The organism is Kosakonia sp. MH5 (genome assembly GCF_009935945.1).
Classification (GTDB): Bacteria; Pseudomonadota; Gammaproteobacteria; order Enterobacterales; family Enterobacteriaceae; genus Kosakonia; species Kosakonia radicincitans.
Window position 1 is genome coordinate 53,441 of record NZ_QODH01000012.1, and the last position, 15,513, is coordinate 68,953.

Sequence of the window (15,513 nt, forward strand, 5' to 3'; positions counted from 1 at the left end):
TCAGCCGCTCCGGCGCAGCCAGGCCATCAGTTCGACAGGGGAGCGCCGTTGGCGCAGCAGATCGCGCATCACGCGCATATGCGGCGCGCTGTGGCTGAAAAAGCGGTGATAACCGTGGCAAAGCGCGCTTCTTCCCTCAACGATGCGGTGCTTCGGGCAGTCGCCCCGGCAAAAACGCAGCATGTCACAACGCAGGCAGACTTCGCTGAGGCTGGCTTTTTTACTCTGCCCAAAAGCCGCTGCTTCATGGCTGGCGTTGAGCGTTTTAATCGGGATCTGATGCAGATTGCCCAGCCGGTAATCCGGGGAGACATAGTGATCGCACTGGTAGAGATCGCCGTTCGCTTCCAGCGCAAAAGCGTGGCCGCAGGTCTCGCCTAAGCTGCACATTTGCGACGGATAGCCGCTCCAGACGCCGAGCGTGGAGTCAAATAACTGCACGTAAACGCGGCCAATATCTTCCCGCACCCACAAGTCGAATATCGCGGTAAGAAAGTTTCCCCAGGCTTCGCCGCTGACCGATTCGGCAGACAAGCGCCCCTGCGCGTCCAGCTCCACCAACGGAATAAACTGCAAAAACGGCGTACCAAGCGCACGTAAATAGCGATACAGGCGCTGCGGCTGCTGGCTATTGAGATTATTGACGACGCACAGCAGGTTGTACTCGACCTGATGTTTATTCAGCGTCGCAATGGCATTAAGGACTTTCGGGTGTGATGGTTTGCCGCTGCGGTTCACACGGTAAGCATCATGCAAATCCGCCGGGCCATCGATGGAAACGCCCACCAGCCAGCCGTGGTCGTGAAAAAAACGGCACCACTCCTCATTCAGCAGAATGCCATTCGTCTGGAAGGCATTTTCAATACGTTTGCCGTTGGCGTACTTTTTTTGCAGGGCGGCAACGCGCTGAAAGAATTCCAGCCCGCAGAGCGTCGGTTCGCCGCCCTGCCAGGCAAACGGCACGCTTTCGCCCGGCTGGGCGTCGATCTGCTGGCGAATAAATGCCTCCAGCGTGGTGTCATCCATAACATTTTGCTGCGGTTTTTCGAGGTAAAAACAGTAGCGGCAGTTAAGGTTGCAGCGTGAACTGGCGGGCTTAGCCATAACGTGGCAGCCTGGCATGCAAACATCCTCACAAGATAAGAATAAGCTGACGGATATGCGTTACAGCAAACAGTAATGCGAGGGAAAGCACCGCGAGGGAGATCAATAATTTGTCACGTATTGCGCCGGGTAAGGCGAAATCGCTTTTATTGACGTCCATTAAGATACGCTTATGGGTATAGCGCCAGAGCAGTAACGCTGCCAGCGCCAGAATGATGAGCGAGATCCAGAAAGGCATGCCCGAATGTTGCCAGTTATGCCTGACGGCCAGCGCCATCAGCGCGCCGTAGCCGAACAGCGTGCGCAACCATGCCAGCGATGTCCGTTCCGGTTGCAGACCAGGATCCGTTTCGCGCCGGGCTTTGCGGTTATCCGGCATAGAACACCAGCACCATCACCACCAGCGCAACCGCCAGCAGCGCCACGCTTATTACCATCAGCACGCGGGTATAGGGCAGATCTTCTTTCAGGCGCATCGCTTTTTCATTGCGCAGCCAGCGCAGATAGCCATAGAGCGCCAGCGCGCCGGAGAAGAGACACAGCAGCAGCGCCAGCACTTCACGAATCAGCGGCGTGGCAAACTGCGGCGCTAACTGGTCCAGCCCAACGCCCGCCGCGAGAAACCCCAGAGCAGTGCGGATCCAGGCAAGAAACGTGCGCTCATTCGCCAGCGAGAAGCGGTAGTCCGGCGCTTCACCGACGCGGGAAATTTTCATCTGTTCTCCTTCCACGTTGATAACCTTGCCGGCATTACCCCTTCTTGCAACGGTAAAGGGAAAAACCGCTCCGGCCAGGCCTTCAAAGTAGCGGATAAACTGACGCTTTTCGACTCTTTCGCGCAATGGAAAGCCGGCACCCTGACGGTGCCGGACAGGAGAATTAATGCAGCGGCGGCCAGTACGCTTTGTTCGCTTCCAGCAGATCGTCGAGAATCGCTTTCGCCACCGTCGCACTGGGCACAGTTTTCGACAGTGTGATCGCCTGCCACAACTTCTGGTAGGAGCGCTGTTCCCAGGCATCAACCACCAGTTTTTCCACCGCCACCTGCTGGCTCATCAACCCTTTCTGGAAGTGCGGAATATCACCGACCGTCAGCGGTTCCGGGCCGTTTTTCCCCACCAGACAAGGAATTTCTACCATCGCATCGGCATCAAAATTATGAATGGCACCATTGTTCGTCACGATCAGCAACATGCGCTCCTGGGTGTTAAAGGCAATGGCGGTAGCCAGATCGACAATGTAAGAGGCATGTTCGTCAATCTCCAGCTCACCGGCGGAAGACTTCCCGGCAGCAATAATCGCCCGGCAAGCGCCAAACACCTGCTTCTCACGATGATCCATCACCTCATTGGCACGCGTACGTTCCGGGTTACTGTGAGCAACCACGTAATCCGGGAAGAAGTAATACTTCAGATAAGTGTTTGGCATGGTATCCGGGTCGAGCGCCTGCACATCTTTCGCTTTGGCGAACGTATCGTTCCAGCTTGCTTCGGTATGTGCGTTATCCGCTGGCGGAACATAACCGTGTTTCGCCACATATTCGCGCAATTTCGGCATCAAATCGTTACCGTTCAGATCTTCAATTGATGTCCACCAGCCGAAGTGGTTAAGCCCGTAGTAGCGTACCCGCATCTCTTTGCGGTCTTTCAGACCGACAATTTGCGCCATCCGTCCTTCAATGCCGATAGGCATATCGCAGATGTTAAGAATTTTGGCCTGCGGGCGCAGGCGACGCGTGGCTTCTGCGACAATTGCTGCCGGGTTGGAGTAGTTAAGCATCCACGCATTGGGTGAATATTTTTCCATATAATCAACCAGCTCCAGAACGCCGCCGATAGAACGCATACCGTAGGCGATACCGCCAGGCCCGCAGGTTTCCTGGCCTAATACACCGTGGCGCAGCGGGATTTTTTCATCTTTTTCACGCATCGGGTATTTGCCGACGCGGATATGCGCCATCACAAAATCGACATCGGTAAAGGCCTTTTGCGGGTCGGTGGTGTAGCTGAATTCAATCTCCGGCGCCTGCTCCTGCAGGATAATTTTGCAGGCTTCGGCGATGGTTTCCTGGCGCGCGCCATCGTTGTCATAAAATTTCAGCGCCCGCAGCGGGAAGCGTTCGCGGTTTGCCAGCAACATCAAAACGATACCGGGGGTAAACGTGCTGCCGCCGCCGGCGATAACCACTGAAAACTGTTTCATGATACTGCCTCCGTCATGGTGGATGGTTCATTGGTCAAAGGGGTTTTCATCAGGGATTCAAGCTGGTCGCGCAGCAGGGGAACATGCAGGCCGACAATCACCTGGATGGCGTTGCCGCGTCGCACAACACCGTGCGCACCCAGCGCTTTAAAGACGTCGTCGCTTTGGGTTTTCGCCGTATCGACCAGCGTGATGCGCAGCCGCGTCGCGCAGTTATTGACGCTTTCGATGTTTGCCGCACCGCCCAGCGCCTGCAAAAATCCCGCAGCCTGGCCCAGCGAGTCTTTCGCTGCCGCCGTGGTTTGTCCGCGCGCTGCTTTGTAATCGGCCTTGCTGTAGAGTTTGATTTCACTCTCTTCCCGGCCGGGCGTTTTCAGGTTTAAGACGGCGATCAACGTGCGGAAAACGACGAAATAGAGCGCGGTAAAACAGAGGCCGATGGCAATCTGGGTGAAAACCGTCGCAGCATGGTTATGGAACATCGGGATCCAGTTTTGCGGCAGAAACTGGTCGAGCAGCCCACCGCCCATATTGCCCACCACACCAAAGCTATACATTACCGTCGCCATCGTCGCTGCCAGTACAGCGTGAACGGCAAACAGCAGTGGGGAGATAAACAGGAAGGTGAATTCCAGCGGTTCAGTAATGCCCACCAGCACAGCCGTCAGCGTTGCGGGGATCAGCAGTCCCGCGACTTTGACGCGGTTTTCCGGCGCGGCGGTATACCAAATCGCCAGCGCGATGCCGATGGAGCCAAACACTTTCGAGTTACCATGCAGGGCAAAGCCGCCTTCCGGGAACAGAACTTTTAGTGGTTCGGTACTCTGGCTGAATGCCTGTAGATGTTGCGCCCAGTACATCTGAATACCGCCTTCCACCGCCGCCGGGCCGAAGATAAAGGGGCCGTAGACAAAGTGGTGCAGCCCGGTCGGGATCAGAATGCGTTCCAGGAAAGTGTAAATCCACACGCCCAGCGCCCCGGCAGAGCGCAGAAAAGTCTGCAACGATTCAATGCCAAGCTGCACTTTCGGCCAGCCCAACAGCGTCAGCCAGGCGCAGGGGATCATCACCAGGAAGGCGATAATCACCACAAATGAGGTGCCCTGGAAGATGCCGAGAAACACGGGCAGCGGTTTGTCGAAAAAGCGGTTATGGATGGCGGTGACAATGCCGGAAATCGCAATCGCCCCGATAATGCTGGTGTCGAGAGTTTTGATCCCGGCAATCAGCGTTAAACCGCTGCCCGCCGTGGGTTCAATGCTGAAATCGACGCCAAAAAAGTGACCCCAGGTCATTCCCATGGCGTTAATGAAGTAATTCCAGGTCAGAAAACTGATCAGCACCGCCAGGCAGGCTCGCCCTTGCGCCTGTTTCGCCAGCCCAATCGGTAAACCGACGGCGAAAATCAGCGGCATATTGCGAAACACCGCCCAGCCGCCCTCTTCGATGATATGGACACATTGCGCAAACAGATTGTCGGGTGCGGTTAATGTCGCACCGACAAACAGGGGATTACTCAGCATGATGCCAATACCCACCACCATACCGGCGAACGGGAAGAGCAGCACCGGTGTGAACATAGCGCCGCCGAAGCGTTGTATTTGACTGAGCATCATAGAATCCTCATGTAACAACTTGTAGGGGGTAGAGGCCTTGTTGGTTTTTTGTGGACCTGTGAGCAGCATAAGAAGTCGCCGCCGCGCCAACATGGCGCGCCGCTGTGATTCGTGATCGCTTTCATGGTTTTATTTCACGCGCTCAGGTCTACTTTTCAGGCAAAAAATGGACATATTCAGAGGCAATGTTCCCGCTGACGGGGGCAGAGAGGTCTACAGGTGATCTACAAATCTATTGCTGAGCGATTACGCCTGCGGCTCAATTCATCGGATTACAATATCGGCAGCCCGTTACCGGGCGAAAAGGCGCTGGCGCTGGAGTTTGGCGTGGCGCGAATGACGATTCGCAAGGCGGTTGATCTGCTGGTGGGCTGGGGATTAGTGGTACGCCGTCACGGCAGCGGGACATTTGTCGCACGCAAAGACGTTCATCATGAAACCACCAATCTGACTGGGCTGGTAGAAGTGCTGCGCCGACAGGGCAAAGAGGTGCAGAGCCAGGTTTTGCAGTTCGAAGTGATGCCGGCCCCGCCAGCCATTGCCAGCCAGTTGCGCATACAAATTAACGAACGGATCTACTTCTCACGGAGGGTTCGCTACGTAGAGGGAAAGCCGCTGATGCTGGAAGACAGCTATATGCCGGTGAAACTATTCCGTTCGCTGTCACTGGGGCATCTGGAGGGGTCGAAATTCGATTATATCGAGAAGGAGTGCGGAATCACCATCAGCGGTAACTACGAGAGCCTGACGCCGGTGCTGGCCGATAAACAGGTGGCCAGCTTGCTGAACGTGGCGGAACAAACGCCGCTGCTGCGTATTACTTCACTCTCCTACAGCGACAGCGGCGAATTTCTTAACTACTCAGTGATGTTCCGCAACACCAGCGAGTATCAGGTGGATTACCACCTGCGCCGTGTTCATGCCGGAACGCCATTAACCCATCCCCCAGAACAGTACCGCCAGAAGCTGTGGGGTGATAATACGTAAAAACATCACCAGCGGATAAACCGTCGCATACGAGAGTGCCGCCGCGCCACTGGTGGCATGCAGGCCGTTGGCAAACGCCAGCGCCGGCGGATCGGTCATCGACCCGGCCAGCATGCCGCAGAGGGTCAGATAGTTCATCTTCGCCAGCATTCGCGCCAGTAAACCGACGGTGATCAGCGGAATGGCGGTGATAAGAATGCCATAACACATCCATTTCAACCCATCGCCCTGGGTCAGCGTGGCAATAAAATCACCGCCCGATTTCAGCCCCACCACCGACAAGAACAGCACAATGCCCAGTTCGCGCAGCGCCAGGTTCGCACTGGGCGGCATAAACCAGTACAACTTGCCGATCGTACCAATTCGCCCAAGAATCAACGCCATAATCAGCGGCCCGCCCGCGAGACCCAGCTTCAGCGCTGCCGGAAACCCTGGTATATACAACGGCAACGATCCCAGCAGAACGCCAAGCCCAATACCAATAAACACCGGCAGCATTTGTACCTGCTGCAACTTGTGCTGGGCATTGCCGACTTCGTTAGTCACCGCTTCGATTGCCGCCGGACGCCCGACAAGATTAAGGATATCGCCGAATTGCAGGCTGGCATCGCTGCTGGCTACCAGCTCCACACCGGCGCGGTTCAGGCGGGAAATCACGACGTCGTAGCGCTCCTTGAAGTGCAGATCGCGGATTTTTTTCCCCAGCACTTTTTCGTTGGTTACCACCACGCGTTCGACACGCAAATCCGTACCGCGCGTCGACAAAGAGGTATCAACTTCTTTGCCTATCACCAACTGCGCGTTATGCAGATCCTTCGGAAGCCCCACCAGATGCAACAAATCTCCGGACTGAATCAGCGTGCCCGGCGAGGGCACCATCAGTAAATCATTCCGTTTGAGACGCGAGCAGATGATTTTATCGCTGTTAAGAATGGGAACGTCCTGAATCGCCATATTGTTGAGATTCGGGTTTTCCACGCGGATATTGATGGTGCGGATCAGTGAAGTGCCATTGCTTAGCGTTGCGTCGTGCTGTCGCGCCTCTTCATCGACATTAACGCGAAACAACACGCGTAGCAGCCACATACTGAGCAAAATACCGCAAATACCAAACGGATACGCCATGGCGTAGCTCATCCCCATCTGGTCGAGCTGCGGGCCAGGAATGCCTAAATCACGCAGGATCTGCTGCCCTGCGCCAAGCGCTGGCGTATTGGTGACCGCACCGGAAAAAATCCCCAGCACCACCGGCAGCGGAATGGCAAAAAGTTTATACAGAATGGTGGTGACAAGACCGCCGAGAACAACGATTAAAACAGCGAACAGATTCAGGCGCAGGCCAGAAACGCGTAAAGAAGCGAAGAACCCCGGGCCCACCTGGATGCCGATGGTATAAACAAACAGGATCAGGCCAAATTCCTGCACAAAAAGCAGTATCTGACCGCTTATAGTGATACCCAGTTTATCTAAAAGGTGGCCGACAATTATCCCGCCAAACAGCACACCGCCAATACCGAAACCCACACCGCGGATCTTCACATTGCCGATCCACAATCCGACAACGGCCACCAGCGCCAGTACGCTTACCGTTAAGGCAATATCACTCATGATCTTTTCCCTGTACATGATGACTGCAAGGAGTTTGGCAGAACCCGTAATAGCTGTATAGGTTACCCCTTACACAGTGTATGGAATTTATTTGCCTCAGAATGTGGCGAAGATTGCACCAGCAGAAAACCGTTGCCCTGAACAAAAGCACACCCTTTTACCGACACGGGCGGAAAAAACCGTGCGCCTGCTAAGCATTCCGGGAATGTCAGACACAACAATAGGTTATGGCATGGTTAATGCAAAAGCCCACTTTTGTTAAAAACAGGGGGCGGCATGACAAATACAACACTGACTCACGTAGTGGTTACCAGCCAGAAAAAGTGGACCCAGTTAGCGCTGGGCTTGCTGTGTATGATCTCCATCTCCAGCCCGCAATATGTCTGGGCGCTGTTTACGCGCCCTTTTATGGCAAAGCTGAACGTTCCGCTGGCGGAAATTCAGCTCACCTTTTCCCTGTTGATCATTTTGCAAACCTTCTTCTCACCTTTTCAGGGGCGATTGATCGATAAGTTCGGCCCGCGCAGGTTAATTGCCATTGGTACTGTGCTGAGCGGCGTAAGCTGGATGCTGACCTCAACCATCAGTAGCCTGAGCGAACTTTATCTCTATTACGGCGTGCTGGGCGGCCTTGGCACCGGGATTGTTTACATCGGCGTGGTGGGTCTGATGGTGCGCTGGTTCCCGGAAAAACGCGGATTTGCCACAGGGATGGTGGCGGCGGGCTATGGCATGGGCGCGATTCTGACCACCTTTCCGGTCACACAATCGCTGGCCGCGAAGGGGCTGGAAAACACGCTCTGGCAGTTCGGGCTGGTCATGGCGGTCATTGGTTTTATTGCCAGCCAGGGGCTACGCGCGCCGCAAACACTCAACACGCAGGAGAGCAACAGTAGCCTGGCGATGAGTGCTAAAAGTTTTTCTCCAGGAGAGATGCTACGCAAGCCGTTGTTCTGGCTGATGTTTGTGATGATGACCATGATGTCCACCTCCGGGCTGATGGTCACTTCACAGATGGCGATTTTCGCCGAAGATTTCGGTATTACCGCAGTGACCGTAATGGGCGTGGCGGCGCTGCCGCTGGCGATGACCATCGACCGCTTTATGAACGGGCTGACGCGCCCGGTGTGCGGCTATATTTCTGACCGCATCGGTCGCGAAAATATGATGTTTATCGCTTTTGGCCTGGAAGGCTGTGCGATGGCGTTGTGGTTGTTGTGCAAAGACGATCCGCTGCTGTTTGTTTTGCTCTCCGGGGTGGTTTTTTTCGGCTGGGGCGAGATTTTTTCACTTTTCCCCGCCACGCTAACCGATACCTTCGGCACGCAGCATGCGACAGCGAACTACGGCTGGCTCTATATTTCGCAGGGGATTGGTTCCATCTTTGGCGGGCCGCTGGCGGCGCTGATGTATCAGCAAACGGGAAGCTGGAATCTGGTGTTTGGCTGCGCCATCACGCTTGATATTCTCTGCGCGCTGCTGGCCTTTTTCGTGCTCAAACCCTGGCGGCAGCGTTTTTTGCAGCGCGTTCACGCATAAACAATAAAGGCTCCGTATGCGGAGCCTTTTGTTCTGCAGCCGTTAGCTATTTAACGCCGGTCGATTGCTGATGGCAATCCGTTGCGGCGCCGCGCTTTCCGGCACGTTACGCAGTAGATCGATATGCAGCAAACCGTTGGCAAAGGTCGCGCCGGAGACTTCCATAAAGTCGGCCAGCGTAAAGCTCAGGCTGAACGGCTGTATCACCAACCCCTGATGCAACCATTTCGGCTCGTTGGCCGGTTTTTCCGGCGTGCCTTTAATGGTCAGGCGGTTATTTTCCAGCTGAATATCCAGCTCTTCCTGGCGGAAACCGGCCAGCGCAAGGGTGATGCGGTAGTGGTTATCGTCGCCTTTCTCAATGTTGTAAGGAGGGAAAGACTGCTGTTCAGTGGTGCTTTGCAGGGCGTTAGCCAGTTTGTCGAAGCCAATCCACTGACGAAAAATCGGGGATAAATCATAGTTACGCATGAGTGTTTCTCCTTCTAAGAAGCGAGTGAATACCTGCGAGCGCAATGGCTCACATATGCCCCCTGTCGGCGAGCATGTCGGGACCGGGCCGCCAGTGGCAACCCGGAACAATTAGTTAATTTCGATGCGACGCGGTTTTTTCTCTTCCGGGATCACGCGTTCCAGATCGATGTAGAGCAGGCCGTTCACCAGGTTGGCACCATTGACATGAATATTTTCCGCCAGCTGGAATTTGCGTTCGAAGTTGCGCTCGGCAATGCCCTGATAGAGGTAAGTACGCTCTTTTTGCTCGTCACTGTGGGAGCCTTTCACCACCAGCAGGTTGTCCTGCGCGGTGATTTCCAGTTCGCTCTCAGCGAAACCGGCCACAGCAATGGCGATGCGGTAGTGGTTTTCATCCACTAATTCAACGTTGTACGGAGGGTAACCGCCATTGCTCTGGTTCTGGTTGTTTTCCAGCAGATTAAACAGACGGTCAAAACCAATAGCCGAACGATAAAGCGGGGAGAGATCGAAATTACGCATACTTAAAAGCTCCTGAAATCAGCGAGATTTTTCCATGCCTTCCACAAGGAACAGGCCATTACCGTAACCCAACACCCTTCCGGCGTGTTTCTTGGTTACATTCCTAAAATATGGCTGACGGGTCTGATTTCAAGGGTGGAATACCGACTTTTTTTTGCACTTTCTGGCGCAATGCATAGACTGGGATCACAGCACAAAAGGACAAAGTGCGAGTACCGCCACAGAGCGGAACCCGAATGCTATCCCTTTCCCAAAAGGGAGGCTATAACCGCCTGAGTAGCATTCAAACTACAAACAACGATGATTAATCGATGATGAAAACAACGCTTATAGTTTCTGTTTTGCTCTACGGAATGATGTTGTCAGGTTGCTCAAGCGTCATGTCGCATACGGGCGGCAAAGAAGGGGTTTATCCTGGAACGCGCGCCAGTTCGGCCATGCTTTCCGATGATGAAACTGGCATTGGCACCAAGTCGCTGGTGGTACTGGATATGCCTTTTACCGCTGTCATGGACACCTTACTGCTGCCGTGGGATCTCTTCCGCAAGGATGATTCCATCAAATCACGGGTTGAAAAGAGCGAACAGGCAAACCTGGCGACCAACTCGGTGATCCCGCCAGCGCCCATGCCTGCTCCCTGATTTACAGTCGGGTTTCCGTCATCCACAGCTGGCGGAAGCCTTCCACCTCTTCCATCCAGGCGATCAGCTTCCCGTCTGGTGAAAACACCACGGCATCGGCAGACGGTGGATTTACGTGATCGGATGTCAAAAAGGTGATGTCACCGCGCCCGGCATCGCATAGCGCAATGCGGTTTTCCAGTACAAATCCCAGCGCCTCGCCGGAGGGATGCCAGTTAAAGGCCGACTGGATACCACCGGCAGTAAAAGTTAACTGGCGCGGTTCACCGCCGTCCGGGCTTATCAACCACAACTGCACAATACCGCGCTCATCACGCATCAAAAACGCAATCTGCGTGGCCTGCGGATTGCTGCGCACCCAGTGGCGCGGCACATTTACTAAGCCAGGATAACGGCGTTGGTGAGTGAATGTCAGACGCTTTTGCACCACGCCTTTTGGCGGCGCGGGCAGAGTTTGTTCGCTGCCCGCCAGCGGCGCATCACCTGCGGTTTTCCAGCCTTGTTCATCGCCAGGCAGCGCGACAATAAACAACTCCGGCACTTTTTCACCGCCTGTCGAAAGCGTATCGCCGATGAACGCCAGCCTGTCGTTGCCAACCCATCCCTCTTCGTAAGCACGATTGATATCGTCGCTGCCCGGCACGGGCGTGGATGTTGTGCGGCTGATCAGTACGCACCAGTGGCTGCCGCCATATTCACGCGGATGTGTGCAGGGCGGCGTTACCGGGCCAAACGGCACCGCAACGCCGACATTACGCAGATCTTTTGCCGGAGAAAGCGCATGCATAACGTGGTCGTTATAGGTAAAGCTGACGTTTTCACCATTCGGGCTGAACACATGCACGTGCGTGCCGCCGCGCAGCGCGCCCGGCGTGTAAGGCGCGGTGATATCCAGCGCATCCAGATTCCGCGTTACGCCCTTTTCCGTAATAACGCCCCGGCGATGGTGAAAATCATACTGCCAGTTGTCGTCAGGGTTTTCCGGGCCATGGATAAAAACATATTTTTCCGCCTGTGGACTGACCGTCACCACACCAACATGCGCGCCGTCCGTTGCCGTATACAGCACTTCAACCTCACCACTGTGCACATTGACACGCTCAATGGTTTTCCCGGTAAACGATGCGCCGGAAGGGCGAACATCGAAAACCAGCCACTGGCTGTCTGGTGTCCAGCTATGAATATTGGTCAGTTGATGGTGACGCGCAGCGAAGGTGAGTTGTTTCATTAGCGGATAAACCCGGAAGCGGAGTAAGCGCTTCAGAGTAATGGATCCGAGGGGAAATGACTACGATTCGGAAAGCCACAAGCAAGAGCAATGCGCTCCTGCCTGCGAGAATCGCTTAGTTCAGGGCAAATTTCTCGATGGCGTAAGCAACGCCGTCTTCAAGGTTGGATTTGGTGACAAAGTTCGCGATTTCTTTCACCGATGGAATGGCGTTATCCATCGCCACACCCACGCCAGCATATTCGATCATTGCGATGTCGTTTTCCTGATCGCCAATCGCCATGATCTCGTCCTGCTTGATATTCAGCGCCTCGGCAAGGGATTTCACACCGGTGCCTTTATTGACGCGTTTATCCAGTATTTCGAGGTAGTACGGCGCACTTTTCAGCACGGTATACTTCTCTTTCACTTCCTGCGGGATGCGGGCAATAGCCTGATCGAGGATCACCGGGTCATCAATCATCATCACTTTGAGGAACTGCGTTGCGGGATCCATCTTTTCTGCCTCGCAGAACACCAGCGGAATCGTTGCCACGTAAGATTCGTGCACCGTGTAGTGGCTGATGTCCCGGTTTGCGGTGTAAAGCGTATTGCGATCAAGGGCGTGGAAATGAGAACCAACTTCGCGGGAGAGTTTCTCCAGGTAGCGGTAATCATCATAGCTCAACGTCGTTTGCGCTACCGTGCTGCCGTCAATGGCGTTCTGTACCAGTGCGCCGTTGTAGGTAATGCAATAATCACCTTCCCGCTCCATATGCAGCTCTTTCATGTAGCTGTGAACGCCCGAATAGGGTCGGCCCGTGGTCAGCACCACGTTAATACCGCGCTCGCGCGCAGCGGCGATAGCATTTTTAACGGCGGGAGAGATGGTGTGATCCGGCAGCAGCAGCGTGCCGTCCATATCGATTGCAATAAGTTTTATAGCCATGAGATCCCCAGATGAGATTTTTCAGGACCCATGCTAACGCGATTCCGCTCAAAAAACAGCAGCGCGACGGGGTGAAAAGGGGGACAGGAAGGGGAACCGGGATTCCCCTTTTTCGCCATAAAACGGAGGATTCAGCCTCCAGGCCTGATAAGCGCAGCGCCATCAGGCGCTTTTCGCCGGGTGGCTCTGCGTTTACCCGGCCTACAATTCGGCCTGTAAGCCGTTAAATATCGATATTCGCCGCTTTCAGGGCGTTCTCTTCGATAAACGCACGACGCGGTTCAACGGCATCGCCCATCAGCGTGGTGAACAGCTGATCAGCAGCGATGGCGTCTTTCACGGTCACGCGCAGCATACGGCGGCTTTCCGGATCCATGGTCGTTTCCCACAGCTGTTCCGGGTTCATCTCGCCCAGACCTTTATAACGCTGGATAGCGAGACCACGGCGCGACTCTTTCACCAGCCAGTCCAGTGCCTGCTCAAAGCTGGTGACCGGCTGACGGCGCTCACCGCGTTCAATAAAGGCATCATCTTCAATCAGGCCGCGCAGTTTTTCACCCAGCGTGCACAGACGACGATATTCGCCACCGGTAACAAACTCGTGATCCAGCGGATAGTCGGTATCGACGCCGTGCGTACGCACGCGAATGATCGGCTCGAAGTGACTCAGCGCACTGTTTTCACGTACATCAAACTTCCACTGGCTGCCGTGCTGTTCGTTCTCATTCAGCTCGGTAACCAGCGCGTTCACCCAACGAGACACTTTCTGTTCGTCGGAAAGATCGGCTTCCGTCAGCGTCGGCTGATACACCAGCGCTTTCAGCAGCGTACGCGGGAAGCGGCGCTCCATTCGACCGATCATTTTCTGTGCAGCGTTATACTCGGCAACCAGTTTTTCCAGCGGCTCTCCGGCCAGAGCTGGTGCGCTGGCGTTGGCGTGCAGCGTTGCGCCGTCCAGCGCAATGGCGATTTGATACTGATCCATCGCATCGTCATCTTTAATGTATTGTTCCTGTTTGCCTTTCTTCACTTTGTACAGCGGCGGCTGAGCGATGTAGACGTGACCACGCTCAACGATTTCCGGCATCTGACGGTAGAAGAAGGTCAACAGCAGCGTACGGATGTGCGAGCCATCGACGTCCGCATCGGTCATGATGATGATGCTGTGATAGCGCAGTTTGTCCGGGTTGTACTCATCGCGGCCAATACCGCAGCCCAGCGCAGTGATAAGCGTCGCCACTTCCTGCGAAGAGAGCATCTTGTCGAAGCGTGCTTTCTCAACGTTGAGGATCTTACCTTTCAGCGGCAGAATCGCCTGGTTCTTACGGTTACGGCCCTGCTTCGCAGAACCGCCCGCCGAGTCCCCTTCCACTAAGTAGAGCTCGGACAGCGCCGGGTCACGCTCCTGGCAATCAGCCAGTTTGCCCGGCAGACCGGCCAGATCCAGCGCGCCTTTACGGCGGGTCATTTCACGAGCTTTACGCGCAGCTTCACGGGCGCGCGCCGCATCAATAATCTTGCCGACCACGATTTTCGCGTCGGACGGGTTTTCCAGCAGGTACTCAGCCAGCAGTTCATTCATCTGCTGTTCAACCGCCGTTTTCACCTCAGAGGAGACCAGTTTATCTTTGGTCTGCGAGGAGAATTTCGGATCCGGCACTTTTACCGAAACCACAGCAATCAGGCCTTCACGGGCATCGTCGCCGGTGGCGCTGACTTTGGCTTTCTTGCTGTAGCCCTCTTTATCCATGTAGGCATTCAGCGTACGAGTCATCGCCGCGCGGAAGCCAGCAAGGTGAGTACCGCCGTCGCGCTGCGGAATGTTGTTGGTAAAGCAGTAGATGTTTTCCTGGAAGCCGTCATTCCACTGCAATGCCACTTCCACACCGATACCGTCTTTTTCCGTGGAGAAGTAGAAAATGTTCGGGTGGATCGGCGTTTTATTCTTGTTGAGATACTCAACAAACGCCTTGATGCCGCCTTCATAGTGGAAATGGTCTTCTTTGCCGTCGCGCTTGTCGCGCAGGCGAATAGAAACGCCGGAGTTGAGGAAGGACAACTCACGCAGGCGTTTCGCCAGAATTTCATATTCGAATTCGGTGACGTTGGTGAAGGTTTCATAGCTTGGCCAGAAACGCACCATCGTACCAGTCGATTCGGTTTCACCGGTGACCGCCAGCGGAGCCTGCGGCACGCCGTGCTCATAAATCTGACGATGGACTTTGTTGTCGCGCTGGATCACCAACTCCAGTTTCTGCGACAGGGCGTTAACCACGGAAACACCTACGCCATGCAGACCGCCGGAAACTTTATAGGAGTTATCGTCGAACTTACCGCCTGCGTGCAGAACGGTCATGATCACTTCCGCTGCGGAAACGCCCTCTTCCGGGTGAATACCGGTCGGGATACCACGGCCGTCATCCTGTACAGAGACAGAGTTATCGCTGTGGATGGTGACGACAATGTCTTTACAGTACCCTGCGAGCGCTTCGTCGATAGCGTTATCTACCACCTCGAATACCATATGGTGCAGACCGGTGCCGTCATCCGTATCGCCGATATACATACCCGGGCGCTTACGCACCGCATCCAGCCCTTTCAGGACTTTGATACTGGAGGAGTCATAAGAATTCGACATCAACGTTTCTCGCTCATTTTATCTTG

At 54.8% G+C, this 15,513-nt stretch carries 14 protein-coding genes; 3 read left to right on the forward strand and 11 right to left on the reverse strand.

The window, feature by feature from the left end:
• From DK872_RS23505 to DK872_RS23525, 5 genes are all read right to left on the reverse strand, one after another.
• Window positions 1–1,122, reverse strand: a complete 1,122-nt coding sequence (locus tag DK872_RS23505) for an anaerobic sulfatase maturase (RefSeq protein WP_161518468.1) — start codon at window positions 1,120–1,122, stop codon at window positions 1–3.
• 10 nt (window positions 1,123–1,132) lie between these two features.
• Complete coding sequence (locus DK872_RS23510; RefSeq protein ID WP_007369412.1) at window positions 1,133–1,483, reverse strand: DUF202 domain-containing protein; 351 nt, start codon at window positions 1,481–1,483, stop codon at window positions 1,133–1,135.
• Window positions 1,473–1,820: a YidH family protein gene (locus DK872_RS23515; protein WP_007369411.1), complete on the reverse strand. Its 348-nt coding sequence runs from the start codon at window positions 1,818–1,820 to the stop codon at window positions 1,473–1,475. The genes DK872_RS23510 and DK872_RS23515 overlap by 11 nt, the downstream gene beginning before the upstream one ends.
• A gap of 163 nt (window positions 1,821–1,983) precedes the next feature.
• Entirely contained in the window at window positions 1,984–3,306 is a 1,323-nt protein-coding gene (locus tag DK872_RS23520) for a 6-phospho-alpha-glucosidase (RefSeq protein WP_161518469.1), read from the reverse strand.
• Window positions 3,303–4,919, reverse strand: coding sequence for an alpha-glucoside-specific PTS transporter subunit IIBC (locus tag DK872_RS23525; protein ID WP_161518474.1), 1,617 nt, complete (start codon window positions 4,917–4,919; stop codon window positions 3,303–3,305). The genes DK872_RS23520 and DK872_RS23525 overlap by 4 nt, the downstream gene beginning before the upstream one ends.
• Before the next feature lie 222 nt (window positions 4,920–5,141).
• Here DK872_RS23525 and DK872_RS23530 point away from each other — a divergent pair, with 222 nt between their 5' ends.
• The gene (locus tag DK872_RS23530) at window positions 5,142–5,909 is read left to right on the forward strand and encodes a GntR family transcriptional regulator (protein WP_072440492.1); all 768 of its coding nucleotides are present in this window, start codon (window positions 5,142–5,144) and stop codon (window positions 5,907–5,909) included.
• On the opposite strand, the gene DK872_RS23535 is transcribed toward DK872_RS23530, so the two are convergent.
• Window positions 5,856–7,517: a putative transporter gene (locus DK872_RS23535; protein WP_007369408.1), complete on the reverse strand. Its 1,662-nt coding sequence runs from the start codon at window positions 7,515–7,517 to the stop codon at window positions 5,856–5,858. The two genes, DK872_RS23530 and DK872_RS23535, sit on opposite strands and share 54 nt — an antisense overlap.
• Window positions 7,518–7,793: 276 nt before the next feature.
• On the opposite strand from DK872_RS23535, the gene oxlT reads away from it, so the two are divergent.
• A complete protein-coding gene (oxlT, locus tag DK872_RS23540; protein WP_071921729.1) occupies window positions 7,794–9,056 on the forward strand; it encodes an oxalate/formate MFS antiporter in 1,263 nt (420 codons plus the stop codon).
• Between the two features lie 42 nt (window positions 9,057–9,098).
• On the opposite strand, the gene ibpB is transcribed toward oxlT, so the two are convergent.
• Together ibpB and ibpA are read right to left on the reverse strand one after the other, a co-directional pair.
• The gene (gene ibpB, locus DK872_RS23545) at window positions 9,099–9,527 is read right to left on the reverse strand and encodes a small heat shock chaperone IbpB (RefSeq protein ID WP_071921730.1); all 429 of its coding nucleotides are present in this window, start codon (window positions 9,525–9,527) and stop codon (window positions 9,099–9,101) included.
• A 111-nt stretch (window positions 9,528–9,638) separates the two neighbouring features.
• Complete coding sequence (gene ibpA, locus DK872_RS23550; RefSeq protein WP_007369404.1) at window positions 9,639–10,052, reverse strand: small heat shock chaperone IbpA; 414 nt, start codon at window positions 10,050–10,052, stop codon at window positions 9,639–9,641.
• 311 nt (window positions 10,053–10,363) lie between these two features.
• Between ibpA and DK872_RS23555 the strand changes: the two genes are divergently transcribed.
• Entirely contained in the window at window positions 10,364–10,693 is a 330-nt protein-coding gene (locus tag DK872_RS23555; RefSeq protein WP_007369403.1) for a YceK/YidQ family lipoprotein, read from the forward strand.
• A 1-nt stretch (window position 10,694) separates the two neighbouring features.
• Here the strand turns inward: DK872_RS23555 and DK872_RS23560 are convergent, their stop codons facing one another.
• The 3 genes from DK872_RS23560 to gyrB form a co-directional block, all read right to left on the reverse strand.
• A complete protein-coding gene (locus tag DK872_RS23560; RefSeq protein ID WP_007369402.1) occupies window positions 10,695–11,921 on the reverse strand; it encodes a DUF3748 domain-containing protein in 1,227 nt (408 codons plus the stop codon).
• Window positions 11,922–12,036: 115 nt separating this feature from the next.
• On the reverse strand, window positions 12,037–12,849 hold the full coding sequence (gene yidA / locus DK872_RS23565; RefSeq protein WP_144134632.1) for a sugar-phosphatase: 813 nt from the start codon (window positions 12,847–12,849) through the stop codon (window positions 12,037–12,039).
• Between the two features lie 223 nt (window positions 12,850–13,072).
• Complete coding sequence (gene gyrB, locus DK872_RS23570; RefSeq protein WP_007369400.1) at window positions 13,073–15,487, reverse strand: DNA topoisomerase (ATP-hydrolyzing) subunit B; 2,415 nt, start codon at window positions 15,485–15,487, stop codon at window positions 13,073–13,075.
• Between the last annotated feature and the right edge of the window lie 26 nt (window positions 15,488–15,513).

What these genes read in the sequence shown, in the direction of transcription:
- DK872_RS23505 (WP_161518468.1), bottom strand. Translation starts at nt 1,122, where the DNA reads ATGCCAGGCTGCCACGTTATGGCTAAGCCCGCCAGTTCACGCTGCAAC.
- DK872_RS23510 (WP_007369412.1), bottom strand. Translation starts at nt 1,483, where the DNA reads ATGCCGGATAACCGCAAAGCCCGGCGCGAAACGGATCCTGGTCTGCAA.
- DK872_RS23515 (WP_007369411.1), bottom strand. Translation starts at nt 1,820, where the DNA reads ATGAAAATTTCCCGCGTCGGTGAAGCGCCGGACTACCGCTTCTCGCTG.
- DK872_RS23520 (WP_161518469.1), bottom strand. Translation starts at nt 3,306, where the DNA reads ATGAAACAGTTTTCAGTGGTTATCGCCGGCGGCGGCAGCACGTTTACC.
- DK872_RS23525 (WP_161518474.1), bottom strand. Translation starts at nt 4,919, where the DNA reads ATGCTCAGTCAAATACAACGCTTCGGCGGCGCTATGTTCACACCGGTG.
- DK872_RS23535 (WP_007369408.1), bottom strand. Translation starts at nt 7,517, where the DNA reads ATGAGTGATATTGCCTTAACGGTAAGCGTACTGGCGCTGGTGGCCGTT.
- oxlT (WP_071921729.1), top strand. Translation starts at nt 7,794, where the DNA reads ATGACAAATACAACACTGACTCACGTAGTGGTTACCAGCCAGAAAAAG.
- ibpB (WP_071921730.1), bottom strand. Translation starts at nt 9,527, where the DNA reads ATGCGTAACTATGATTTATCCCCGATTTTTCGTCAGTGGATTGGCTTC.
- ibpA (WP_007369404.1), bottom strand. Translation starts at nt 10,052, where the DNA reads ATGCGTAATTTCGATCTCTCCCCGCTTTATCGTTCGGCTATTGGTTTT.
- DK872_RS23555 (WP_007369403.1), top strand. Translation starts at nt 10,364, where the DNA reads ATGATGAAAACAACGCTTATAGTTTCTGTTTTGCTCTACGGAATGATG.
- DK872_RS23560 (WP_007369402.1), bottom strand. Translation starts at nt 11,921, where the DNA reads ATGAAACAACTCACCTTCGCTGCGCGTCACCATCAACTGACCAATATT.
- yidA (WP_144134632.1), bottom strand. Translation starts at nt 12,849, where the DNA reads ATGGCTATAAAACTTATTGCAATCGATATGGACGGCACGCTGCTGCTG.
- gyrB (WP_007369400.1), bottom strand. Translation starts at nt 15,487, where the DNA reads ATGTCGAATTCTTATGACTCCTCCAGTATCAAAGTCCTGAAAGGGCTG.